This is a genomic window from Parachlamydia sp. AcF125, assembly GCF_018342475.1.
In the GTDB taxonomy this organism is placed as follows: Bacteria; Chlamydiota; Chlamydiia; order Chlamydiales; family Parachlamydiaceae; genus Parachlamydia.
The window spans coordinates 454,588-477,836 of record NZ_JAEMUD010000002.1 but is presented as its reverse complement, the minus strand read 5'-3'; the positions used below and the strand labels follow the sequence as shown (position 1 = coordinate 477,836).

The following is a 23,249-nucleotide window of genomic DNA, read 5'->3' as shown; positions in this document are numbered from 1 at the left end:
TATGCCTTTTGATCCCAAAACGTTAGCTCTTTACCCCACTCATCCGGGCGTGTATTTGATGAAAAATCACGGAGGGCTGGTTTTATATGTTGGCAAAGCCAAGAATCTCCGCCTCCGCCTTAAACAGTATTTCGTGTCCAGCGGCGATGGACGGGAAATGATCCCTTTTTTAATTCCCCAAGTTGAAACGATTGAAACGATTAGCGTCAACTCTGAAAAAGAAGCTCTTTTATTAGAAAGCCATTTAATTAAAAAGCATAAACCTAAGTACAATGCTTTATTAAAAGATGATAAAAGTTACGTGGCTTTAAAGATAAATGTTAAACATCCCTGGCCTCTCCTCAGCTTGGAACGTTATCGCGGCAAGCCAAAAGCAGAGGGGGTCTATTTTGGACCGTATGCGCATGCGGGGGCAGCGCGTCGTACCCTTGATCTTCTTCACCGATTGTTCCCTCTTCGGCAATGCTCGGATGCCGAATTTTCCCGTAGAAGCCGCCCTTGTATTCTGTATGATATGAAACGTTGCATTGCCCCTTGTGTTCTAAAATGCTCTCAAGAGGAATACCAGGTGCAAGTTAATCGAACGATTAAATTTTTACGGGGCCAAAATAAAGAAATCGTGCAAGAAATGTATAAGGAGATGGAAACTTATGCAGAAAAGTTAGAGTTTGAAAAAGCGGCCAAGATATTAGACACGATCCGGTACATAGAAAAAACGGTTGAGCCCCAATATGTCGATAGTGTGTCTGGCAAAGATGCGGACGCCTTAGGGGTTTATCGACAAGGCGAAGATGTGATGCTGTGTCAACTCCAATTTAGAGAGGGGCGGTTAACGGCTTCTCAAAGCTTTAATTTCACTAAAATTGCAGAAGATGATGCAGAGTTATTGACTTCTTTCATGCTTCAGCACTACCAGGATAAAGACTTTCTACCACATGAAATTTTGCTTCCCATTGAAATAGAGGATGAAGCCTCCTTAACAGAGCTTTTATCGGAGAATCGAGCAAGAAAAACACAGATCTATTCTCCCAAGCGTGGAAGTAAGAGCGTCTTAATTGAAATGGCTCAAGCAAATGCGGAAGCTTCTTTCAAAAAAGAAAAGGATGAGCAAACCTTGCGCGAGAATATCCTCCTCGCTATGCAAGAGCAATTTCATCTAACAAATTATCCCAAAAAAATTGAGTGCATTGATAACTCCCATATTGCGGGCACAGAACACGTTTCTACAGTGATCGCTTTTTCGGAAGGAAAAAAGGATCCAAAAAATTATCGGACTTATAAGCTTAAACAAGTGGGGCCTGCGGATGACTATGGAGCGATGCGAGAAGTCCTTTCGCGCCGTTATGGAAAAGCTAAAGATGAAAATACTCTGCCCGATTTGTTGATTGTGGATGGCGGAAAAGGGCATTTAAATCTTGCTCTCAAAGTATTGGCTGAATTGGACATTGTTTCTGTTAACGTGATTGGGATTGCAAAGGAGCAAGGGCGCCATGATAGGGGATTGACTTCGGAGCAAGTTTTCTTGCCAAATGTAAAAGATCCTTTAATTCTCAAAGTCACTTCCCCTGTTCTTTTTATGGTGCAGCAAATCCGCGATGAAGCCCACCGATTTGTGATTAAGTTTCACCGCAAGCGGATGCAAAAACGGACCATTAAGAGTGCGCTTGATGATGTTCCGGGTATAGGGCCGACAAAAAAAAGAGCGCTCTTGAAGCATTTTGGAAGCGTAAAAAAAATGAAGGAAGCTTCCGATGAGGAGTTCAAAAAAGTTAAAGGAATTACCCCTCATAATATTGAGCAGCTTCGCCAGTTTTTAAAAATGGAAACTAAGCATGGCGATGACGCTCAATAAAGGTGTCAATCACCTGTAAGGCATGGTTGAAATTTTCTTGCCTTAGGCTATCTATCTGGGCTTTCCAGTCACTCATTTCTTTTAAATTTTGAAATTGGGGATAAGCAGCATACTTGAGTTGCGCCAGATTGTCTAAAAAGGGAGTAATTTGGCCGTATAAAATTTTTCTTAAGTCCTCTTTTTTCTCAGCTGACTCCTCTAAGAGCTCGATTGCTTGAATTTTATATTCGTTTAAAATCTGCAGGTCGCGATCAATCGTTTGATTAGAAACCAACACAATATGGTCAACAACGGCTTTTAAAACTTCCTCTTTATCTTTCGCTTTTGTATAAAGCTGCACCCATACCTTGGCTTGGTCTATCCATTTGATGTAGCGTTGAACGGTTTTTTCTTGAATGACCCCTACAGTTGGAGGATTTTGGGCGATATGGTTTAGATGTTGGATACTGCGAAGCATGGGATTGATGACTTCAAAAACGAGAGGTTGTAAATCTGCATCTACCCCTGCTTTAATTTTTTCTAATTCTTCCCGAATTTGCTCGCTATCCCAATGGAGCTCTTGAATTCTTCCTTGTAAAGGATTTTTGTTTTTCTCGCTAAAAATTTTTCGCTTAAGTTTAGAAAAGAGCTTCGAAACAAAAGAAGAAGGCTTAGTGGATTGTTGCCGTTGAGCTTCAAAAATTTGATAAATGAATTTATCAGGGGGGAGGTTAGCCATTTTGCCCTCTAATAAAGCTTTCTTTTATTTCATTTTATTTAAAAAAATATTTAGAATCAATTAAATTGTAATTATTTTTTTTAAAAATAAAAACAACCTTTTATTTTTTCTTTTGGGAGGAAGATGCCCAAAATAAAAGAAAAATTCCGAGAGAAAGGAGTGCGGCTCCGGGATAAGTTAAGAGAGATTTGGCGGGATCATAATTCACCACAACCTGCACTTTTTTAGCGGAGATCTCTGTAGCCGGTGTCATGTTTGCTAAGTAAAACCGGTACCCGTCCCAGGTTTCGTAAACGCAATTCATACTCAAGGTTGTTTCTATCTGGGTTCCTTTTTTTTGATCCATTACCACTAGATCGCATTCATAATTATAGGCTTGGGGAGATTGCGCGTAGGGAATTTGGCGGGCATTTTTTAGGCGCAAATGGTAAGGGATTTCTTCGGTTTTAGCTTGGAAGCCAATCCTATATTCTCCCCCTAAAATAGGCTGCCGCAAATAAGTTCCATAGGCTTTAAAGGAGAGCGCGTGAGTTTCCTCTTCTGTTCCTCTCTTAATATTCAGTTTAAGAAGAGGCATATTAGCTTCCAGTTTTTCTAAAGTTGGCAAAGGTTGATAGCTATAGGACAAAGGGCATTCTAGGGTGATAGGAGAAGAAGTCGCAAGATCAGCTTGAATTTTCTCGCCAGGATAAGCTGTTTCACAAATCGGAAGAGGCAAGGTGAGAGCAATTAATTGCAGCATCTCTTCCTTTGTGAGTTTATCTTCACTTCCTTTTTTAAAAAAAAAGGGGACAAGGCTGTGACAAGCATTTTGCAAAGCGAGCCACACTTGCGCATTTTCTGGAAGAGTCTCAACCAACTCGAAATAACCCTTAGAAGTGTGCAAAATTTCTTGTAATTGAGCTTCCAAAAATTGCGAGGCAAAGTAACTTTGGCATATTTCGGCAAGCTCTTGATTTTGAACAGCTTGAAAATGGCTGAGATGCAGAGAATAGAGGCGAAAATAAGCAGAAAGTAGGGCAGCAGCTGAAAGGGGAGTTGGCAAAGTGCGGCTATCCAGCGGAGGTAAATCAGCTGAAAGTGCATAAACCTGTTGAGTAAAATCTGCCATAAATGCTGAAAACTGTTTTTCAGTTAAGGGAGGAATGGGATAGGGCCATCCTTTTTCTTTTAAAAAAAAGGAAAGATCTTCCCCCGCCCAAAATTTAGCCTCCATTTCTTGCGAGAGCAAAGCAAGCCAGTAGCAAGCTTTAAAGTCGATAGGCGATAATGTCTTCCACTCTAAGGATTCAAGTAGTAAGGTAAGTTTATTTGGCAAACTCGCAGAAAAAGGCATAACCCAGCCTCCTTGTTTATCCCATTCATGTAAAAATAATAAAAGGGAAGAAACAAAATCTTGCTGACCTTTTTGGCAAGCGTCTGCGAATAGCTGTACAGGTGGCGGCAGAGTAGAGTTAGGGCGGAGCGTTTGTCGCAGTTGAATGGCTAAGTGATGAAGCCTAGCTGCCTCTCTCTCTTTGCGCGTATTTGGCAAGTTTGAGAAAGGGATAGTGGCGGTGGCCCAATAACCGCCGAACCCTTGATCGTAAACCCTAATTTTATCTAAAGCGCCGTTTTTAAAATGTTGAGAATAAACTTCACCGTTTGAGTCAAATGCCAGTAAATAAACATCTCCATCCTCGTTTTCAATAAATGTTAAACTGGGAGAACAGACTAAATCTAAAGCGATTGGAGCTTTGCCCATTTGCAAAACTAAATCGTTTTGATTAACAAGTGCTTGTTTCCCAATTAGTTGTGTTTTTATTTTAAAAGCTTGTTTGTAAAAACCTTCCATCCTCACACACGGTTGATTAAATCCTGTGAATGTGGAAAAATCGAAATCTAATGCAACGGTACCATTTCCTTCTTTCCATGTAATGGACTCAGTCAGAGCTTCTCTTAAAGGCATATGGCAAAGTAGTTGGTCGTTTTTGGTATCGCTAATGGCAATTTCTGCGGTTTGAAGGAACAGCTCTTTGGCCAGTTTTTCCACATGCGCAGTGCGGAAAGCGTAAATGCGCCAAGGGGAAGAGCCTGAATGATGAAGCTTAGCTTGGCAGCTATAAGGGAGGGAGCCCTCATTTCCTTCCCAAGTATGGACGGGAAAAGATCTTAAGCCAGCTATTCGACCTTCATTTTGATGAATCCATGTATCGATTTTTTCAGCCGAATGGGGGGCATAGCTGACGAGCTCTATCTGGATATCGGGCCAAATTTTGGATTCTGGAGGAAGGAGTTCCAGTTTGCCCCAGTTAGAGGTTTTAAGAGGGTAAATTTCTTTTTCTAAGAAACCTTTTTTCTCTAAACTTACAATGGGATTTTCAACCGAAAAAAAATGATGGCTACCACTTCCTTCCCGAATTTCTAAAGAGCCTTGCACGCCGTAAATATTTTTAACAAATACTCCCGCTATAATCATAAGCAAGCCAAGATGGGTCAGTAAAAAAGGGGTATGCTTCCATCTAAATGGCCAACGGCGGAGAGCGGAAACCAAAATATTCACAAAAAAAGCTATTAATAAAATTTTAAAGAAAGGGTTATGGTAAATAAACTGCACGGCAGAGCGATGAGAATCTGTTAAGGACTCAATCCATGTTCCCACAACCATAAAGCAAGCTGCTAAAGCAATAAGAGTAACTGCAAATTGAATGCTTCCTAAAAAGTGGTAAAAACTTTTGAGCGATCTCATGATTGTTCAGGTAGCTCTCTAATCAGTTCAAAACTATGTGCAAAGGCTTCAATTTCTTCTTGATGTTGCTCAACAAGCTCTTTAGGACCTAAAGCTTTGATCGTATAATCTCCTACAGCTTGCCTAAAATAGGACTCTGACGAAAGCAAGTCTTTTTGCTGAATAGTTAGAAAATGCTCTCTTGCCAGCTGCATGCTCCACCCTAACATTTTGACTTGCTGCCCTTTCATGAGGCCCGATCCTTCAAAATAAAGCCCCACAAATCCTCCCCAAGACTGTGACTGGGTATGCTGCTGTAAAGGATTGAGCTGTTCGAATTGCTTTTTCCACCGGACAATTTGCGCCATAGGGGCAATTCGCCTATCCAGGGTTTCAGCGGGAAAGCTATGGATGGCAATGCGGATTTCCTCCGCATCTTTTCGAATAAAAAACTCGCAAATAGGCAAAGTGCTATCTTGAAGAGATTGGGAAAACAGGGGATCTTTTCTAATCCAAGAAGGGGGAACTTTCGCTTGGTAAACAGGAAAGCGAGCAGGAGGTGTTCCTTCTTCACGCCCGTTAATTTCTTGAGCAAGCCAAGGTGGAGAAGAGGGGGCTGTATTGCATCCTTCCATAAAAAAGCATAACAGGATGAAAATCAATCGAGAAAGCATGAATTTTTCCTATAATTAAGCTACCTATTTTAATCATTCTCCTTATTCTTCCAAATAAATTTTTTCTGCGTTAAACAAAAATTAGGGCGGTGTGGTAAAAAGCGCTCATCAGGGGTTCCCTTTTTTCTCTCCTTATTTTTTTAATACATCGCTTGAGTGATGGTCTACACAAAGGTTTTGGAAGATGATGTCCTACGAGACTTTAATGCAAGCAGCTTTTGCAAATTTAGCTTTGATCGATGAGATGTACGTAAAATTTCAAAACGATCCTCAAAGTATTGATTCATCCTGGCGTCCTCTATTTGAACAGGCAAAAGCTGGAGAAGCAAAAGGGGATCTCTTCCACCCCACAGTGATCGAACAAAAGCCCATTGATCATCCGGATAGGGATAGTAGGCGTATTTGGCATTTAATGGAAGCCTACCGGACATATGGGCACTATCTTGCAAGAGTGAATCCCATTGCTACAGCTCCCATAGAAGAACCTTGGCAACTCAACCTCAAAACTTTAGGTTTTACTAACGAGGAATTAAATGTCCGTTTTCCCACCTGCGGGCTTTTAAAAGAGGCAACAGCTACTTTGCAAGAATTGATTGCTTGCTTGCGCGAGATTTACTGCGATAAAATCGGGATCGAGTATAGGGGATTAGAAAATCCCGAGATGGAAAAATGGTTGCAGGATCAAATCGAATCTAGCCGATTTAAAATAGAGCTTTCTTTTGAGCAAAAACGTTCGATTTTGCAGCATTTAAATAAGTCTGAGCTATTTGAGCGATTTTTACATACAAAATATGCAGGCCAAAAAAGATTTTCGTTGGAGGGGGGTGAAACCCTTATTCCTATTTTAAAGGCGCTTATCGAAAAGGGGAGCCAAGAGGGAATAGAGGAGTTTGTTTTGGGGATGTCCCATCGAGGACGCTTAAATGTTCTCAGCAACATTTTAGACAAGTCTTATGCGGATATTTTTTCTGAATTTGAGGAAGGCTATATTCCAGGCTCTTTTGAAGGAAGTGGGGATGTCAAATATCACCAGGGATTCTCAGCGCATGTTATGACAGCTTCAGGGCAGAAAGTACGCTTGGAGATGCCCCCTAATCCAAGCCATCTAGAATCTGTGGATGCAGTGGTAGAAGGGGAGGTGTATGCCCGCCAAGTCTTAGCGAATGATCAAACGAAGAAAAAAATACTTCCCCTTTTAGTCCATGGAGACGCGGCGATAGCTGGGCAAGGCGTTTGCTATGAAACCATGCAGATGCACCGATTGCCAGGATATTCAACAGGAGGAACCCTTCATATTGTCATCAATAACCAAATTGGTTTTACCACCCTGCCAAGCGATTCGCGCTCGACCCCCTACTGCACAGATATTGCGCGCACCTTTCGCGCGCCCGTTTTTCACGTCAATGCAGAGGACCCAGAAGGGTGCGTACATGCTGTTAATTTAGCTGTGCAGCTGCGTCAAAAATACCATTGCGATGTTTTCATCGAGCTAAATTGTTATCGGAAATTTGGGCATAACGAAGCCGACGAGCCTGCTTATACGCAACCAGACCAGTACCGGCTAATTAAGCAAAAAAAACCTATTCGAGAAATCTACCGCGATACTTTGATTCAACAAGGGCTCTTGGAAAAACATATGGCTGAAGCTTTGGAGCTCGAGTTTAAAGCCTCTTTGCAAAAAGCTTTGCAAGAGGCTAAAATGGATTTTCCCAAAACTAAAACTGTTAAAGCGCAGGAGGCAGAACAGCTTTTTATGGCTTATCCTACAGGGATTTCGCAAAATATTTTAATGGAAGTGACAGACAAACTGTGTACCATTCCCCCCCATTTTGCCCTTCATCGGAAATTAGAAGCTCTTATTCGAGAGAGGCGCCAAATGGGAATGGGGCAAAAGCCTGTAGATTGGGGAATGGCTGAAACCTTAGCTTATGCCTCTCTTTTGTGGGAGGGGGTGAGCGTGAGAATTTCTGGACAGGACGTATGCCGGGGGACGTTTAGCCATCGCCATGCGATGTGGGTCGATCAGCAAAACAACCAACTTTACTTTCCTTTGCAACATGTGAAAGACGGCCAGGGGAGATTTGATATTTTTAATTCCCCTCTTTCCGAATATGCTGTTTTAGGCTTTGAGTATGGGTATAGCATTGGCAACCCAAAAGCTTTGGTGATTTGGGAAGCTCAATTTGGGGATTTTGCCAATGGGGCCCAAATTGTGATCGACCAATATATCTCCACAGCTGAAGAAAAATGGGGACAAAAAGTGGGATTGGTGATGTTTTTACCCCATGGATTTGAAGGACAAGGCCCAGAGCATTCTTCAGGGCGATTAGAAAGATTTTTAACGCTTGCAGGCGATGGCAATATGCAAATTGTGAATCCTACGACGCCCGCTCAATTTTTCCACTTATTGCGCAGGCAAACATTGCTGGCTTCTAGGAAACCGCTAGTTGTTTTTACTCCCAAAGGGCTTTTACGCCATCCTGCCTGCCAAAATCCCCTCCCAGATTTTGTTCAGGGATCTTTCCAAGAGATTCACGACGACCCCCATTCCCCCAAAAAAGTGAAAACGCTCCTCTTATGTAGCGGGCGAATTTATTATGATTTAGATGAAGAGAGAAAAAAACAGGGGATAGAGGAGATAGCGATTATTCGAATCGAACAGCTATATCCTCTAAACGGGAAAAAATTGAAAGAAATTTTAGAAAAATACAAGGGGTTCAATCGTTGTGCGTGGGTGCAAGAAGAGCCTAGCAATATGGGGGCTTGGAATTTTATTCGACCAAAATTGCGAGAAATCCTTCCTTCTACTCACGAATTAGAGTATATAGGAAGGGTTTGCAAAGCTTCCCCTGCTGCTGGATCATTTGCTTTGCATAAACAGGAACAGGCCGAGATCATTCAGGCCATCTTTGGAAAGAAGGCACAGTAAAATAAAGGCGTATGCAAAAATGAAAGAGGAAATTAAAGTTCCCCCTATGGGAGAATCGATTACTGAAGCAATTGTTGGAACCTTGATTAAGCCATCTGGTTCTACAGTTCAAGTGGATGATGAAGTTCTGGAACTAGAAACAGATAAAGTGAACCAAGTGCTTTACGCAAAAGCTTCTGGGATTTTGACTTTGCAAGTTAAACCAGGCGACACAGTAAAAATTGGACAAGTCGTAGGATTTGTCGATGCAGAAGCTAAACAAAGCGCAGCTCCAATGCCTAAGCGAGAAACGGTAGAGGAAAAAAAGTCAAAATCGCGAGGGCCTTTTCCCCCTTCGCAAGGAATTCGGTATGGCAAAGAGGCTTTTTTAGCAGAGATAGGAAATGTTGACCAAAACGATTTTCCATCCCCTTTGCCTGTAGAAAAGCTGCACGCCCCAGCACTTTCACCTGAAGAGGCTACCCCTCCCAGAAAAACAAACGAGCGCGAAACTCGGCGCAAAATGACCCAAATCCGAAAAGTGATCGCCAATCGATTAGTGGAAGCGCAGCAGGCGACTGCTATGTTAACCACCTTTAATGAGGTTGACTGTTCTGCCATTATGGCCGTAAGAGAGAAATATAGAGACTTTTTTCAGAAAAAACATGGGGTCAAATTAGGACTCATGTCTTTTTTTGTAAAGGCGGTGGTGTCGGCTTTACGCGCAGTTCCCGAACTGAATTCCTATATTGACAAAGATGAAATTGTGCATAGGGAATATTTTGATATCGGCATCGCAGTGGGTACCGATCGGGGGTTAATCGTGCCCGTCTTGCGTAATTGTGAGCAGCTCTCTTTTGCAGAAATTGAAAAAGAGATCGAAAATTATGCCAAAAAAGCCCGAGAGGGGAGATTAGCGATGGATGATTTACAAGGAGGCGGTTTCACCATTACCAATGGGGGAATTTATGGCTCTCTTCTTTCAACGCCTATCCTTAATCCTCCTCAAAGTGGGATTTTAGGGATGCATAAAATAGAAAAAAGGGCCGTTGTCATGGAGGATCAAATTGTGATTCGCCCCATGATGTATGTGGCTCTAAGCTATGATCATCGCATTGTCGATGGCAAAGAAGCTGTCTCCTTTTTAGTGCATGTTAAAAATGCCTTAGAAGATCCCTCAAGATTATTAATTGAGGTATAACATGACTAGCACTCTTTCCTTTGATATTGTGGTGATTGGAAGTGGGCCTGGCGGGTATGTGGCAGCCATTCGAGCCGCACAGTTAGGTTTTAAAACCGCTTGCATTGAAAAAGAGCCAACTTTAGGTGGAACGTGCTTAAATGTAGGCTGCATCCCCTCTAAAGCCTTACTCTATTCTTCTGAGATGTACCATTTCTTGCAAAAAGATGCTAAGACCCATGGAATTGAAGTTTCAAATTTGCATGTGGAATTTCCTCAAATGATGAAGCGAAAGCAAGAGGTTGTGAGTGGATTTGTGCAAGGCGTAGCGGGACTTTTCAAAAAAAATAAGGTGGAAAGGATAGCTGGCACAGCGCGTTTGCTTTCTCCTCATGCAATCGAAGTGAAAAAAGACGGACATGTGCAAAAGATCCAGGCGAAATACATTGTCTTGGCAACTGGCTCAGAACCGATTGCTTTACCGTTTCTTCCTTTTGATGAGAAAATTGTCCTCTCTTCCACAGGAGCCCTCAGCTTGCCAAAAATCCCTAAAAAATTGGTTGTAGTGGGAGCTGGAGTGATTGGGGTGGAATTGGCCTCAGTTTATGCGCGCCTTGGTTCCCAGGTGAAAGTTGTGGAAAGGCTCGATCATATTTGCCCTATGATGGATCAAGCCATCCGTAAAGCTTTATGGCAAACTTTAAAAAAACAAGGGCTTGAGTTTTATTTAAGCGCTAACGTGACAGGTGCTGAGATTGGTAAAGAGCAAGTACGTGTCCAAGTTGAACAGGAAGGAAAAAATCTAACATTTGAAGCCGAGCATGTACTGGTAGCGGTTGGACGCCGTCCCTACAGTAAGGGCTTAGGATTGCAGGAAGTAGGGATTCAAGTGTCTCCTAGAGGATTTGTGGAAGTCAATCAAGATTTACAAACGCATTGTGCTTCAGTCTATGCGATTGGAGATTTGGTAGAGGGAGCGATGTTAGCGCATCGCGCATCTGAAGAAGGAATTGCCGTGGTGGAAAAACTCGCTGGTTTACATCCCCAGGTGAACTACATGGCAATTCCAAATGTGATCTATACCCATCCAGAAGTTGCGTCAGTGGGGTTAACTGAGCAAGAAGCTAAAGATGCCCAATTAAAAGTGCAAATCGGCAGCTGCCTTTTTAAAGCAAATTCTCGCGCAAGATCGATAGGGGATACTGACGGAATGGTTAAAATTATTGGAGAAGCAAAGACGGGGCGCCTAATTGGTTTGCATATCATAGGCCCCAATGCCTCTGAAATGATTGGAGAAGGGGTGATTGCCTTAGAAAAAAAAGCCACTCTGTCTGATATGGCCTATGCCTCTCATCCCCATCCCACACTCAGCGAAGCGATCAAAGAAGCAGCTCTCAATGCTTTGGGACATGCCATCCATTTTTAGACCAAAAAATTGTCGGGAAGGCTGGAATGCTCAAAATTCCAGCTTATCAGTCCATCATTATTCGGTTTAAAAAAACGAGAGCTTTAACTAAAATGCGTTTTTATTTTTCAAATAATCCACTCAAGCTAAATCTAAATGATAAACCTTCCTCAACAAATGCCCCCTTTTTATTTAACTACAGCCGCTTCAGTTCTAGCTGAGCCTGAAATTCCTGAAGAATTTATCCAAAAAGGGGAGCTAAAAGCTCACGACCTTTCGTTAATTAAAGAAAGCGTGATTGCTGCTAAAAAACGAGTCTTTGAGAAAATTGTAAAAAAGCTTAGCACTCGAGGAGCGGTAAATACATGCGATGACCCCGCTGAGTTTAATAGAAAAGTCGCTGATGACCCAGCATTTAGGCAAAAAGTCTCTCAGCGGCACAGCCATCAATTGAGGTATGAGTTTAATAAGGTTGCAGAAAAGGTGGAAGAATTAAGGCCTGGCATCAACTGGAGAAAAAAGGAGGGGGAAACTTTTCCCACCTGGCTGGGTATTAACCATGTGACTAAACGTGAAGTATCCCTATGGAATAGCAGGGGACCTAATCTTCATGGGGTTGCGTGTATTCCAGATTCTGGAGAAAAAGCCTACAAAAAAGCCTTAAGGGCTGAAATCGCGCAAGCATCGCAAATCGAGCGAGAAGAGTGATTTTATTCTTTCCGGTGATTTGTAAGTCTGGTATTTCCCTCTATTTAAATCCGTTCTTTTTTAAAGAGAGGGTGTGTAAGCAAGAATAAGGGCATAGCTTTCATACAAGAAACTTTACGGACTTGGGAGAACATGCTAACATCCGTTTTAGCAAACTTAACTTTTTTCAAGAGATATGCTTAAAAAAATACTTTTATTTTTAACCTTTTTTTCCTTGGCGGCAAGCTTGTATGCAAAGGAGAAGTTGCCCACTCAAGTGGGGCGCTATCAAATCAGTACCGTTTATAATCCAGATTACGGAACCGAAGTGTACCTTGTGGATACAGTCACAGGAACTGTTTGGCGGAATAAGAGAAAACTTTTGAGGGGGGACTATGGTTTATGGAAAGAATTGCCCGCTTTGTCTGCGCCCCCATCCGCAGAGGGAGATAAGGATTGCTCTGGCATAAAAAATATGGGAGGCTAGCCGGCCAAGAAAGCGCTTTTTTCAAGGCCTCTCGTTGGCCAAAATACCCTCAAGATGGAAAGGGCAGCCATATAGACTGCCCAAAAAGGTTAATAGCCGTGAGAGTGGCCACATCCGCAAGAAGAGCGAACGTGTGGATTGGAAACTTTAAAGCCAGAGCTGTGCAATCCATCGACATAATCAATGACTGATCCGAGCATATGATCGGCAATACAGTCATCTACATGAATTTCAACGTCGCAGGAAACAAATACACGATCGGAAGGAAGCGCTTTTTCCGAATAATCAAGCACATATTCAAAGCCATTGCATCCACCAAATTTTTCAGCAAAACGAATGCCCCATCCCTCTTTCCCTTCTTCAGCCAGAATGCTTTTGTATTTTTCTGCAGCGCGGGGTGTTAAAGTAATGGTGGTGGCATCCGCTTCTTCTTCCTCAAGAAGGGCGTTTAATCTTTGGACGAGACGGTCAATATCCGCTTCATTCATCCGGTGGCTTAACATTCCAGCTTCCAAAGTTTCCCATACAGCGGCATGGCATCCAACACAATTTAAGCCCGCATTTGTGATCTCTTGTGAAAGGCGTTGCGCTTTATGAGGGAAAAGAGAGAGGATATCTTTAATCGTCATATGTTTATGAATGACAACTTTTTCTGCTACTTCTTTTGCTTCTGACATAGTTGATCCTTAAGTTTTAATGGATTTGAGATTAGAATGAAATACGTACGCATCCACCTTTGATTTTGCATTGGCATGCAAGCCTTTCATCTGTCGTGCCTTCCCCAAGAAAATCTTCTTCTTCCTGGGTAGGATCCGTAAGGTTTTCTTTCCCTTCTTTGATGACGATCACGCACGTTCCGCAGACACCTTCCGTGCAGGCAAAAGGTACGCCGGCTTCCTCACATACTTCGGCAAGAGGAGAGCCATTTTCAAGTTCAATTTCTTCGTTGTTATGATCAAATATTAACTTTGATTTTGACATGTTTTCCTTAAACTCCATACTAAAAGGATCAAATGTCAAAATATAACGAACAAAAAATTAAAAAACAACAAAAATGACAACCGCAAGTCTTAAGACTAAGATATTTGTAATTGTTTTTGTTTTTTATGTGAATAAAAAACTAAAAACAATCCTAGTAACACAAACGGAATACTTAAATATTGCCCCATTTGTAAAAAGGATTCATCGACCATATAACTCATGGGGAGTTTAAAAAACTCTAACAAGAAACGGGCGGAAAAGCTTAGAATGAAAAATAACCCAGCTAAAACTCCTTCTGCCAGTTTTAACTTTTCCCACCTCCACAAGGCGTAGAGAAAAATAAAAATCCCTAAATAAGAAAAAGCCTCGTAAAGTTGCACGGGATGGCGGGGAATTCCGGGTTGTCCGTAAATAGGGTGGCCAAAAACGACCGCCCAAGGGACGTTTGTGTAGGTGCCGATAATCTCTTGATTGAAAAAATTGCCAATCCGAATCCAAAAAGCGCCCAAACAAGCCGGAATACATAGACAATCAAAAAGAGTAAGGATAGAAAGCTCCGGAAACTTTTTTTGAATGGAGCGATGAAAAAGAAATAGGGCGATTAAAATGCCGATCACCCCTCCGTGGCTAGCCAATCCTCCTTCCCAAATTTTGAACATATCGAGAGGATGATCTCGATAATGAGGCCAATCGTAGAAAAAAATTTCCCCCAACCTAGCTCCTACCACGGTGCCTACGGTGACAAACCAGGTGATTTGATCGGCTAAAGCGGTGCAAAGTTGTTTAACAGGGGCGATAGTTTGAGGAAATAAGGTTTCTAAATCGGCGCGAGACCGGGGCCCTTTGCCTTCATTTAAGGCCTGCAAAAGCGCTGTTTTAAGGAGCGAATCGGGCTCTTGCATAGATTGCCACTGGGTTAGCTGCTTTTTTGTTTCAGGGCTTAGCTTTTGATAGAGTGAGCGCATCCATGGATCAGGGCTGCTTTGAGCAGCCTTAAAATCTTTAGCCAATAAGGCCCAATTGAGAATATCCCTTTCCAGCAAAACTTTTGTGCCGAGAAGCTTGCGCCTAAAGAGGGGAAGGATGACAAAATAGCCAAGAATAAAGCCTAAGACGAAGCAAGCCCCGTACCAACCTAATGGCCGATCAATAATCGGAAGGCGAAAGATTTCTCTAGATGGGTCCCAGTAAAACCATCCCAAGGATACAATTGCATGCATGGAATGCTTCCAATGTTAAGAAGTGGAGAGGCAAAAGCGAGCCTAAAGAAGGCTCGTAAATGATCGGAGTAGAGGGATTTGAACCCCCGACCTACTGCTCCCAAAGCAGCCGCGCTAGCCAAACTGCGCTATACTCCGTGGCAATAAACTGAAAAGCAAAACTATAGCAAAGAGCCATTTTTTCCCAAAGTAGAAAATTCAATCGCGATGAAAAAAAAGATGAAAGTGGGCCAAAGATCTCTCACTTCTTGGGTTAGCTTCAATGGCATATAAATTCTAAAAAAAAGCTCAAATAAAGCCTATAGAAGAATACTTCTGAATAGGTTTTAACTCAGACTGATCTTCTTAAGCTTAAGTTTCACCAAACACTTTGAAAGCCTAACACATTGTTAGGATATCGCTCAGCAAAGAGAAGCACATTCGTTAGAGGCATCATTCTTTCATCGTTTTGCTGCCGTTTTGTTATTAAAAAATACTCTTTAAACATTCCATACTCCCTCCTGCAGGGAGATAGGATAAAAAAAGGGGCTTGTTTTAGCTACTCTACATAAGCAATTTCTATAAACTACTAAGTTGGAATTGGCGAAAATTAATTATTTTAGCTTGCTTAAGAGCTTTACCACTCAATTTTGTAGGCCTTTTAACAGGTATAGGAAGGAGAATATAAGAGGAAGGATCACTTAGTTCACCACCTAAACGAGGCTTATGCAGTTTTTTTATCTTGCTATGCGGCCTATCTAGCAAATGACTGATAGTTATTCATACAGAAAGATTGACAAGCTAAAACGTTTAGTTTCGGAAATTTTTGTAAACACTTTTTTTAATCCTATCAACTTCTGAACATGCAAAAAAACTTGCATGAAACTAAAATTTTAATTAGTTTTTGTTTGTAGATGAATCAGAAAATAGAAATGAAGCAAAAATGGCTTTTTAAGCATTTAGAGCGAACTTTTCTATCGCCAGAATAATATTAACCCAAGGGTTTTTTATGATTATTTCACAAGATTTTCCTGCGATCCAACGGTTTAAAAATTTAGGAGATACCGATTGGGAGTCTCTTAAAAGAACATATGTAACGTCTGTGCGTCTAGATGGAACTCAAGGGCAAGCTGCACAGCAGATGCAAAAATACATAGAAGACCGCGATGTAGTCGATTATGCCAGCTACCGAGAAGCAATTTTAAGAATATTTTCCGCCGCTCATTTTAATTTAGCTGCTGAAATAGCAGGCAAGGTGGCAAAAACAGCCGATGGTGGCTATACCTTTACGGCGAAATGGTACCAATTTATAGTCACTCAGAAAACTGCTCGGGTGCCGACAGGTTTAGAAAAGGCGCAAGAGTGCAAAATTGAGATTAAAGCTCCGGGAAGTCGCAAATTAACCTCCGATATAGACACCTCTATTCATACCACATTTGCGGGGGAAAGTTCTTTTTTTGAGCGTGCAGAAGCAAGAGTTAAAACGCAAGGGCTCGATTTTGAAGGGCGGATCACCAACGCTGTCATCGATGGTTTTTATAGCATCTCGGAAGAGTTATTTGAGATGACCTCTTCTTCTCAGCGAGACTCTAATGCTTATATGGATACGATAACAAAAGATCGAGAAACCTACCCCAAGTTCTTGCACGACGAAGAAAATAATCCCTTAATTCAAGGCAAAAGGCTTTTTTCTGAGGAAGAATTTACCAATATCTTTAAAGAATTTAAATATAAAAAACACGTACAGGAAATAACAGCAAGTTTATTTTCTTTGCGTTACAGCTTGGAAGAAGAAGATTGGCAAGCATTTAAGGAAATAGCTCAGAAAAAACTAAACAAAATTTTACGCGCGGAATTGCCTGAAGATGGCCTAGAAGCCCACATCTCACTCTGTCAAAAGGACTATGACACTATTTTTCAAGGGGTAGAAAGCTTACATCTCCACCATTTAGCAGCCCTTAATGCTAAAATTCAAGAGCTAAGGCGATTCGATCCTCTGCCGGTGCGCGAGCAAGATGTTACAGTTGCGGCCCTCAATAGACTTTATGTGGAGCATCTAGAAAAATCTACAACCTGCCGTGGATACATTCTAGCTTTAAAGAGAGATAAAGAACCTTTAATAGATGAATTAGAGTCAACAAAGCAAGCATTAGATGAGGAATTAGCTGCTTTAAAAGATTTAAATCATAGTAGTAAAGATAAAGATACTCAAGAACTGATCGAAAAAAAGAAAAAGAGATGCGCTTTATTAGAAAATAAATGCAAGGAGTTGCAAAATTCCCTGCGTGAAAACATTCAAAACATCGCTCGGTTGCAAACAGACTACCATCTTCATCAAATCTTAGCCAGCACATATGCCAATGAAGCGTATGTGTGTCGTTCGGCTGTGTATCATGTGGTGAATGGGCAAAGTGGTGAAGAAAAGCCTATTTCACAGCAAACACTACTGGGCTCAGCTCTACAGCAAGTGGGCTTTAAGCTTTTGCATACTAAAGAACTAATGCATAAAAATTATTCCGCTGAAGAGGTGGCTTATTATACAGCCAAGTATGGACAAAGGCTTTTTAACCTCGTTTTCAGTGGGCGTAATGCGAGCTTTGAGGATAGGATCATCCAATCTTTAGCCAAAGGTAGAAAGGGAAAGAATTTACCTGAATTCACCTACCTTAAATCTGAACAGGTAAGGCACAATGCCTATCCCACTTTGCAAAAAGAAGAATTAGAACTTCTAAATAGCCAAGCCAAAATCATTCAGCACGTTAAATTAAACAGCACAATTATAGATGCTGAGAAGCCTAGAAAGACACTTGAATTAATCCAACAATTACGTCCTTTTTCTAATGAAGGCGAAAAACAACAATATTTTGAACGAGAAAAAAAGCTTTATTTATCCATTAGCGCTAAATTAATCGGCTTGGTGTGTGCTTCTAGATTAGATAAAAAAGGGTATCTATGGGGGCAAAATCCACGCATCCCTTTGTTAAATAAAACAGAAGAAGAGAAAGAGAGAGAATCTTCGGCTCCTCTTGCTGCTCCTAAGCCTCTCCCCATTCCTGAGGCTCCAGAACCTAGCAACAGAGAAGCTTCTACAGGTGGAGCAGGGAGGTTTACAGATATAAACCGCCGCCTAGAGGGAAATGCAACAAGCATGGCCGCGGCGAAAGAAATATGGGCAAGCAATGGGGTTCAGCTGGGTAATTCCCTATCCTTCTTTTTTGCAGGTCAGTCGGAAGAGATGGTGCGAGAGCTAGCCGTTAGGGCAATTCAAGAAAAAAACCAAAATGCCGCCGAAAAAAAAAGCTAGGACTAAGTGACCTATTAGGTCAGAGCTCTCTTGAGTTTGCTCGTTGCGAACACAGCCTTAAAGGGCCATTTAAGGTGCTTTATCCCGATTTGGCAACACAGCCTGGGCTTGCCCATCCCCAGGCTGTGTTTGTCAAGCCTCAGTTAAGTCAAAATGCTCGGATGAATGTGCACTCTTTCGCTATTGTGCACCAGCATGGGACGCCCACCCCTAGGCTATCAGGCGCAGAGCTTAGCAAGCGGTTAAGAGATTTGCTGCAATTGAAGTGCTCCTGTTGCATAAAAGATTTAATTGCACAAGGGCATAAACTTTTAAGAGAAGAAAATGAAGAAGCCTCCCTGCATGGGGGCTTTTATCTGGCCACAGCGTATGAATTATATTGCAACCTTGACATACAAGAATATAAATTTGATCGACAGGCCCTCAACGAATACCTGGACAAAGTAGAGAATAGCTTAAAAGAGGGAGAAAACTTACTTCATTATTTTGCAGCTCAGGAAAATCTTAGTGTTTTTATCTATCTCTTTGCTGAAAGGCAAAATATAAAATCACACCTCAACGCCTTAGCAGGAGGAGTGATCAAAGAAACGCCTTTGCATGTAGCTATTAGGATGGGGTCTATCCCTATTGTGCAGTTTCTACTTAAAGAGGGTGCAGATATCAAAAAAGCCGGGGATGGCCAATACGCTAAGACTGTGCTGCATGCCGCTGTTGAATATGGACAAGAGGAAATTGTCGACCTTTTGCTTAAACATAAAGATATCCCACAAATTTTAAATGCCGCACAAGGGGAGAAGGGGTACACCGCTCTGCATTTAGCAGCTGATAAGGGATATTTTTCCATTTTGTGCAAGCTTATTAACTACGGGGCGCACACTGAATTGCCAGATGTACTCCATCTTACCCCTTTAGAAACTCTGCTTGAGCAAGAAAACCTAGATTTTAAGATGCAGGATAAATGCGCTTGCATTTTATTAAGCAAAAAAGACCCTTCTTTTTTCCAGCTAGATAATCCCTCACTTAAAACATGCTTTATAAATGCTCTTAAGCATGGTTTACCCAATGTCGCAAAAAAGCTAGCTGCCAATGGGCTGCCCCAACAGGAAGAACAAGAATGTTCGTTTCTGGAAATCGCTGCCGAGGCAGCTTTTCCAAGAGCTGACAGCGTAGCCTTATCGCCTAAAGAGGAGCATGCAGAAAAGCGCGCTGCCTATATTGAGCTCATTTATTGGTTACTTGCAGAAAAAAGGATGGATCCTAATCAAAAATTCAAAAACAGCCCTGACTTTTTGGTTCATCGAATTTGTTACGCTGGTTGTAGCGCACTACTTTCCCTTCTGATTGAGTTAAAAGTCGATTTAAAAATACTCGATAGCTCTCAAAATAATGCTCTGCACCATGCTTGCCGCTCTCCGACAGATTGTGTCGATATTGTACGCATTTTGGTGGGATACGATCCTACTCGGGCGGAAGCTAAAAATAGCGACGAGCGCTCACCTTTACATTTAGCGGCACTCGACGGAAATGAAAAGAGCGTTCAATGCTTATTAAACCAACCTACGCATCAAATTAAGCTTAATCAGCAAGATAAAGATGGAAATACCCCCTTACATCTAGTTGTCATTGCGGGAGGGATAGCTTCTCTTGAAGCAAGAGAGCATTATTGCAAAATTAGTGAAGCCTTAGTGAAAAAAGGAGCCGACTTAGAGATCTTAAATCAGGAGAAAAAAACGGCATTAGCACTTGCTTTTAAGAGCGGAAACGAGGCCATTATACAGACTTTAGTTCAGGCAAAAATAAATTTACAAACTCTTATTGGCTCTCTTCAAGGCCTTTACCTTTCCCAAGAAACCCTCTCTATTTTTAAAATTAAAGCAAGCCAAGAGTGGGAATTTAAAGTGCCTTTAGAAGAAATTTATGTGCGGCTAGGCATTATTGAGAATCAAGAAAGAAAAACACGTGACCAAGCATTGGATAAACCTTCTGAGTATTTACAAGATGCTCGCATCCCCACGCATGAAACCATCTTCGAACCTAAGAAAAATATCGAAATCGAACAGCTTTTCAAACATGCAAGCCTTGAAAAAAAAGAGGCTAAAAGGGTTTATATCCAAGGGGCTGCTGGAATTGGCAAGAGCACTTTATGCCATTACATAGCTTATCACTGGGCAAAAAAGGATTTGTGGCAAGGCCTCTTTTCATGCCTTTTTTGGATTCCTTTAAGAAATTTTACCCCAGAAAAGTATCCCGCTAATCAGGGCTATACTCCCGCTGATCTGATTGCTAAAGAATATGAAGGAAAAATCGATCGTCAAGTCATCGAGGCTTGTATAAACAATGTCGCTTTCCGAGAAAAAACCTTGCTTGTGTTGGATGGTTATGATGAACTTTCAGCAGAAGAGCAAGGCAATACAAGTCTTGCTAAAGCTTTTCAAAAGCTAAAAAAGTTATTTCCCCATATTCTAATCACCTCCAGACCTGGTAGCTGTTCTTTTGACCGCTCTTGTGAGCTAGAGCTTCTAGGCTTTGATAAAAAAGGGGTCGATTGTTATATCGATAAATTTTTCGCACAAGTTCAAGCAGAAGAGAAAAAAGCAAACCTTTACCGTCTATTAGAGAGCTCTCCTAACGTTTCAAGCCTTGCTCATATTCCCATTAACTTAACCCTGCTGTGTTGCCTCTTTAATGAAGACCCTGAATTTTTTAATTCTGATCAACCCATTACCATGACCTCTATTTATGAACGGATAGTTAATTGGATGTATAAATGGTTTATGCTGAGAAGAATTGACCAAGGCCTTTCCAAACAAACCAAGAAGAGCATTCTTCCAGAAAAAGATCTTCGCCAAAATAATCCAGAAGTCTTCAATATTGCTACCGTTTTTGAAAAAATGGCTTATTTTGCCATGAAACATGATACTCTTTATTTGAAAAAAGAAGAAATCGATAATTTTAGAGGTGGCACAATCACATCGGATGATGTTACAGATTGTGGACTTGTGCGCATCCCTGAAGCTGAAGAAAAAGGTTATTTTATTCACTTAACTTTTCAAGAATTCCTAACCGCTTCAAAAGTTGCCAATCGGTATCTCCAAGGAAAAAGAGAAGCATGCCAAAATTTTGTGCGAGACTATAAATTTGAACCCCGCTATGGCTTAGTTTTTCGCATGATCGCAGGGTGTCTTTCCCTGGCTGCCTCAAATAATCGGCGCTATGCGGATGCGGATGCGCTAAAGTCCTTTTTTGATGACCTTTTTTCTGCGCCTCACGATTTAGCTGTCAGGAGCGAACTCAGCTTGATTGCAGAATGCTTTGAAGAATGCCAAAATCCTGCTATAGTGAAGCAGTATGAGGGCTTTATTGAGCTTGTAAAAGACTATATTAAACATCTCTCCTTGCTAGGTTTAGATTTCCCTCGGTTGCTCAGGAATAAAAATATTCTTAATCATTTCAAAGTAATTCGCGCTATCAGAGAATTATTTTCTGCCTCACAGACAAGGGAAAATACACTAAGGAACTTGCTACAAATCCTAGAAGCAGGGCAAAGGTTAGCTCCAGAAATAGTGAGAGTGATTGTTGAGACTCTTAAGGATCCTGATGTCGATTCTATTACTAAACGTTCTGCTGCACAGGCTCTAACAGCAGTGGCCCAGCAAGGCGGCCAGCTTGCTAAGGAAACGCTAGCGGCTCTCACCCAAATGCTCCAGGAGGGCGATGATTTTGCCAAAAGGCATGCTGCCAATGTTCTAACAGCGGTGGCCCAGCAAGGTGACCAACTTGCTAAGGAAGCGCTAGCGGCTCTCATCCACATGCTCCAAGAGGGCGATTCTGCTGCCAAAAGTTCTGCTGCCAAGGCTCTAGCAGCAGGGGCACAGCAAGGCAGGCAGCTTCCTAAGGAAGCGCTAGCGGCTCTCATCCACATGCTCCAAGAGGGCGATTCTGCTGCCAAAAGATGTGCTGCCCAGGCTCTAGTAGAAGGGGCACAGCAAGGCGCACAGCTGCCTAAGGAAGTGCTACCGGCTCTCATTCAAATGCTCCAGGAGGGTGACCTTTTTGTCAAAATATATGCTGCCGAGGCTCTAACAGCAGGGGCACAGCAAGGCGCACAGCTGCCTAAGGAAGCGCTATCGGCTCTCATTCAAATGCTCCAGGAGGGCGATTTTACGACCCAAAGGCATGCTGGCCAAGCTCTGGCAGCAGTGGTACAGCAAGGCGGTCAGCTTGCTCAGCAAGCGCTCGCGGTTCTCACCCAAATGCTCCAGGAAGGCAATCTTACTGCCAAAAGGTGCGCTGCCGAAGCTCTAGCGAAAGGGGCACAGCAAGGCGATCAGCTTCCAAAGGAAACGCTACCGGCTCTCATTCAAATGCTCCAGGAGGGCGATGATTTTGCCAAAAGGTATGCTGCCGAGGCTCTAGCAGCAGCGGCACAGCAAGGCGATCAGCTTCCAAAGGACACGCTACCGGCTCTCATCCAAATACTCCAGGAGGGCGATCCTGCTGCCAAAAGCTCTGCTGCCCATGTTCTAGCAGCAGGAGCACAGCAAGGCGTCCAGCTGCCTAAGGAAGCGTTACCGGCTCTCCTTCAAATGCTCCAGAAGGGCGATGATTCTGCCAAATGGTATGCTGGCCAGGCTCTAGCAGCAGTGGCACAGCAAGGCGGTCAGCTTCCAAAGGAAACGCTAGATGCTCTCATCCAAATGCTCCAGGAGGGCGATTTTACTGCCAAAAGGTGTGCTGTCCAGGTTCTAGCAGCAGTGGCACAGCAAGGCGGTCAGCTTCCAACGGAAACGCTAGATGCTCTCGCCCAAATGCTTCAGGAAGGCAATTCTACCAGGAGATATGCGGCTTATCATGTTCTAGCATTAATCCATAAAAATGCTTTATTAAAAATGGACCTCGAAGTCATTGCTAAGGTTTGTTTCTTTAGTGAGGATAGCTTTTCAGCTAAAAATCAGCACCTTCAAATTTCTGATAAAAGAACAACCCATATCTCTAAGGATAAATTAATGCTGAACTGCGAGGAAATAAGAAAAAAACTACCCACGGAGCTTGCCGTATGGCGGGAGCTACTAGATAGCCTCGGCACAGCCGGAAGCTCTTAAGGACCTATAGATCGAATTTGTTATCAAAAAGAATTGCTGTCGTTA

General features: G+C 42.3%; 15 protein-coding genes and 1 tRNA gene. 8 read left to right on the top strand and 8 right to left on the bottom strand.

The window, feature by feature from the left end; genetic code table 11:
* Position 1: 1 nt before the first annotated feature.
* A complete protein-coding gene (gene uvrC / locus PARA125_RS06025; RefSeq protein ID WP_213157815.1) occupies positions 2 to 1,852 on the top strand; it encodes an excinuclease ABC subunit UvrC in 1,851 nt (616 codons plus the stop codon).
* On the opposite strand, the gene PARA125_RS06020 is transcribed toward uvrC, so the two are convergent.
* The 3 genes from PARA125_RS06020 to PARA125_RS06010 form a co-directional block, all read right to left on the bottom strand.
* Positions 1,827 to 2,570 (bottom strand): hypothetical protein, encoded by a 744-nt coding sequence (locus tag PARA125_RS06020; RefSeq protein ID WP_213157814.1) that lies wholly within the window; start codon positions 2,568 to 2,570, stop codon positions 1,827 to 1,829. The two genes, uvrC and PARA125_RS06020, sit on opposite strands and share 26 nt — an antisense overlap.
* Positions 2,571 to 2,670: 100 nt before the next feature.
* Positions 2,671 to 5,298, bottom strand: coding sequence for a hypothetical protein (locus PARA125_RS06015; protein ID WP_249274223.1), 2,628 nt, complete (start codon positions 5,296 to 5,298; stop codon positions 2,671 to 2,673).
* On the bottom strand, positions 5,295 to 5,951 hold the full coding sequence (locus tag PARA125_RS06010; RefSeq protein ID WP_213157813.1) for a hypothetical protein: 657 nt from the start codon (positions 5,949 to 5,951) through the stop codon (positions 5,295 to 5,297). Before PARA125_RS06010 ends, PARA125_RS06015 begins: the two co-directional genes overlap by 4 nt.
* A gap of 184 nt (positions 5,952 to 6,135) precedes the next feature.
* Between PARA125_RS06010 and PARA125_RS06005 the strand changes: the two genes are divergently transcribed.
* The 5 genes from PARA125_RS06005 (at position 6,136) to PARA125_RS05985 (ending at position 12,618) form a co-directional block, all read left to right on the top strand.
* Positions 6,136 to 8,880, top strand: coding sequence for a 2-oxoglutarate dehydrogenase E1 component (locus tag PARA125_RS06005; RefSeq protein WP_213157812.1), 2,745 nt, complete (start codon positions 6,136 to 6,138; stop codon positions 8,878 to 8,880).
* 19 nt (positions 8,881 to 8,899) lie between these two features.
* Positions 8,900 to 10,060, top strand: coding sequence for a 2-oxoglutarate dehydrogenase complex dihydrolipoyllysine-residue succinyltransferase (gene odhB, locus PARA125_RS06000; RefSeq protein WP_213157811.1), 1,161 nt, complete (start codon positions 8,900 to 8,902; stop codon positions 10,058 to 10,060).
* Between the two features lies 1 nt (position 10,061).
* Positions 10,062 to 11,465, top strand: a complete 1,404-nt coding sequence (gene lpdA, locus PARA125_RS05995) for a dihydrolipoyl dehydrogenase (RefSeq protein ID WP_213157810.1) — start codon at positions 10,062 to 10,064, stop codon at positions 11,463 to 11,465.
* Between the two features lie 135 nt (positions 11,466 to 11,600).
* The gene (locus PARA125_RS05990) at positions 11,601 to 12,152 is read left to right on the top strand and encodes a hypothetical protein (RefSeq protein WP_249274222.1); all 552 of its coding nucleotides are present in this window, start codon (positions 11,601 to 11,603) and stop codon (positions 12,150 to 12,152) included.
* Between the two features lie 175 nt (positions 12,153 to 12,327).
* Complete coding sequence (locus PARA125_RS05985) at positions 12,328 to 12,618, top strand: hypothetical protein (RefSeq protein WP_213157809.1); 291 nt, start codon at positions 12,328 to 12,330, stop codon at positions 12,616 to 12,618.
* A gap of 89 nt (positions 12,619 to 12,707) precedes the next feature.
* On the opposite strand, the gene PARA125_RS05980 is transcribed toward PARA125_RS05985, so the two are convergent.
* The 5 genes from PARA125_RS05980 to PARA125_RS09975 all read right to left on the bottom strand — a co-directional run bounded on the left by PARA125_RS05980 (position 12,708) and on the right by PARA125_RS09975 (position 15,306).
* On the bottom strand, positions 12,708 to 13,295 hold the full coding sequence (locus tag PARA125_RS05980; RefSeq protein ID WP_213157808.1) for an iron-sulfur cluster assembly accessory protein: 588 nt from the start codon (positions 13,293 to 13,295) through the stop codon (positions 12,708 to 12,710).
* Between the two features lie 31 nt (positions 13,296 to 13,326).
* The gene (locus tag PARA125_RS05975; RefSeq protein ID WP_213157807.1) at positions 13,327 to 13,599 is read right to left on the bottom strand and encodes a 2Fe-2S iron-sulfur cluster-binding protein; all 273 of its coding nucleotides are present in this window, start codon (positions 13,597 to 13,599) and stop codon (positions 13,327 to 13,329) included.
* Between the two features lie 95 nt (positions 13,600 to 13,694).
* On the bottom strand, positions 13,695 to 14,819 hold the full coding sequence (gene lgt / locus PARA125_RS05970; protein ID WP_213157806.1) for a prolipoprotein diacylglyceryl transferase: 1,125 nt from the start codon (positions 14,817 to 14,819) through the stop codon (positions 13,695 to 13,697).
* Positions 14,820 to 14,882: 63 nt separating this feature from the next.
* Positions 14,883 to 14,957, bottom strand: a tRNA-Pro gene (locus PARA125_RS05965).
* A 220-nt stretch (positions 14,958 to 15,177) separates the two neighbouring features.
* Positions 15,178 to 15,306, bottom strand: a complete 129-nt coding sequence (locus tag PARA125_RS09975; protein ID WP_283248335.1) for a hypothetical protein — start codon at positions 15,304 to 15,306, stop codon at positions 15,178 to 15,180.
* Between the two features lie 501 nt (positions 15,307 to 15,807).
* Between PARA125_RS09975 and PARA125_RS05960 the strand changes: the two genes are divergently transcribed.
* Together PARA125_RS05960 and PARA125_RS05955 are read left to right on the top strand one after the other, a co-directional pair.
* Positions 15,808 to 18,102 carry a hypothetical protein gene (locus tag PARA125_RS05960; RefSeq protein WP_213157805.1) on the top strand — a complete coding sequence of 765 codons (2,295 nt, stop codon included), beginning with the start codon at positions 15,808 to 15,810 and terminating at the stop codon, positions 18,100 to 18,102.
* Between the two features lie 89 nt (positions 18,103 to 18,191).
* Positions 18,192 to 23,204 (top strand): ankyrin repeat domain-containing protein, encoded by a 5,013-nt coding sequence (locus tag PARA125_RS05955; protein WP_213157804.1) that lies wholly within the window; start codon positions 18,192 to 18,194, stop codon positions 23,202 to 23,204.
* The last annotated feature ends 45 nt before the right edge of the window (positions 23,205 to 23,249 follow it).

Coding starts and splice junctions, on each gene's coding strand:
- lgt (WP_213157806.1), bottom strand. CDS start 14,819: ATGCATGCAATTGTATCCTTGGGATGGTTTTACTGGGACCCATCTAGA.
- PARA125_RS06010 (WP_213157813.1), bottom strand. CDS start 5,951: ATGCTTTCTCGATTGATTTTCATCCTGTTATGCTTTTTTATGGAAGGA.
- uvrC (WP_213157815.1), top strand. CDS start 2: ATGCCTTTTGATCCCAAAACGTTAGCTCTTTACCCCACTCATCCGGGC.
- PARA125_RS05990 (WP_249274222.1), top strand. CDS start 11,601: ATGATAAACCTTCCTCAACAAATGCCCCCTTTTTATTTAACTACAGCC.
- PARA125_RS06005 (WP_213157812.1), top strand. CDS start 6,136: ATGATGTCCTACGAGACTTTAATGCAAGCAGCTTTTGCAAATTTAGCT.
- PARA125_RS05960 (WP_213157805.1), top strand. CDS start 15,808: ATGATTATTTCACAAGATTTTCCTGCGATCCAACGGTTTAAAAATTTA.
- PARA125_RS06015 (WP_249274223.1), bottom strand. CDS start 5,298: ATGAGATCGCTCAAAAGTTTTTACCACTTTTTAGGAAGCATTCAATTT.
- PARA125_RS05985 (WP_213157809.1), top strand. CDS start 12,328: ATGCTTAAAAAAATACTTTTATTTTTAACCTTTTTTTCCTTGGCGGCA.
- lpdA (WP_213157810.1), top strand. CDS start 10,062: ATGACTAGCACTCTTTCCTTTGATATTGTGGTGATTGGAAGTGGGCCT.
- PARA125_RS09975 (WP_283248335.1), bottom strand. CDS start 15,306: ATGTTTAAAGAGTATTTTTTAATAACAAAACGGCAGCAAAACGATGAA.
- PARA125_RS05980 (WP_213157808.1), bottom strand. CDS start 13,295: ATGTCAGAAGCAAAAGAAGTAGCAGAAAAAGTTGTCATTCATAAACAT.
- PARA125_RS05975 (WP_213157807.1), bottom strand. CDS start 13,599: ATGTCAAAATCAAAGTTAATATTTGATCATAACAACGAAGAAATTGAA.
- PARA125_RS06020 (WP_213157814.1), bottom strand. CDS start 2,570: ATGGCTAACCTCCCCCCTGATAAATTCATTTATCAAATTTTTGAAGCT.
- odhB (WP_213157811.1), top strand. CDS start 8,900: ATGAAAGAGGAAATTAAAGTTCCCCCTATGGGAGAATCGATTACTGAA.